The sequence below is a fragment of the Mucilaginibacter sp. P4_G9 genome, assembly GCF_056400985.1.
This window is the reverse complement of sequence record NZ_JBFUKF010000779.1, coordinates 1-1,216: the sequence shown is the minus strand read 5'-3', so window position 1 is coordinate 1,216 and position 1,216 is coordinate 1. Positions and strand designations below refer to the sequence as shown.

Annotated in this window: 2 protein-coding genes; both read left to right on the top strand. The window is 37.5% G+C overall.

Translation table 11 applies throughout. The features are described from left to right. The coding region (locus tag AC1DPZ_RS27590) for a glycosyltransferase (RefSeq protein ID WP_477409542.1) at positions 1-563 on the top strand (563 nt) is incomplete at its 5' end. 33 nt (positions 564-596) lie between these two features. Beyond that, positions 597-1,216: phytanoyl-CoA dioxygenase family protein (locus AC1DPZ_RS27585; protein WP_477409540.1), on the top strand; the 620-nt coding region annotated here is incomplete at its 3' end.

The window sequence follows — 1,216 nt, the reverse complement described above, 5'->3', positions numbered from 1 at the left end:
CCCCACCAGATGCCGGGAACATTAGTTTTATAATGATATCCCGACTGATAAACGCTAAAGGCATTTTTGAATATTACGAAGCCGCACGCCTTATCCGTTTAAAATATCCCAACATACAATTTAAGCTAATAGGATCCTATGCTGCAAATATAGATGCCATTAGCCCCGAATTGTTTTTTAAAATTAAACATGGCGACAACCTTCAATACCTGGGTGAAGTTGACGATGTAAGACCTTATATAAAAGATGCCTCGGTGGTGGTGCTGCCATCATACTATGGTGAAGGCGTACCCCGGTGTTTACTTGAAAGTATGGCAATGGGGCGGGCAATTATTACAAGTGATTCTGTTGGCTGCAGGGAAACAGTTGAGCCCGTATCGCCTCAAAACGGATTTTTAATTCCTGTTAAAAACATACCGGCGCTTATGTCAAAAATGGAGTTTTACRTAAATAACAGTAATGCTATTTATAACTATGGTTTAAATGGACTGGCATTAGCCCGAAAGAAATTTGACGTAAATCTGGTTAACGATGATATGTTAAGCATAATGAAGTTAAAATAACTGGAAATGAAAAAAATAATATAATCAAATGTTATGAAAAATCGATTTAATTATTATGAAAGAAACGTCACCGACTTCAGTAGTACTATGCGTGAATATGGGTGGATTGTATACGAAAATGTAGTACATCCTGATTTTGTTTACACAATAAATAAAGACTTGACCGATGCGTACATAAAAAGAAGAGCCATACAAGAAAGAAACGGCATAAGTGCCAATATGGACGGCACACTTCATCATTTACTGGAGAGAAGTAACTTCAGTCTTTCGTTTCTCCAAAATATGTACTGTGATGAGGAGATCACACAATTTTTGGGTGGCAACTATATATTAAATGGGATGAATGCGGTTATTCATGCTAAATATGAGCATCCATACCTAAGCAACATGCACCGCGATGTGCGAACATTCATGAACGACACAAAATTACTATTACAGATGATTGTTACACTCGATGATTTTACCTTAATAAACGGTGCAACTTATTTTCTTTCGGGATCACATAAATCAGCAATACGACCTGATGCAACGTACTTTTTTAATAATGCCGATAGGGCAATTGTGCCTAAGGGAAGTATTATTTTGTTTGATTCGAATATTTGGCATGCCGCCGGCGAAAATACCACCCTTGAGCCACGCAGAGCATTAACAAT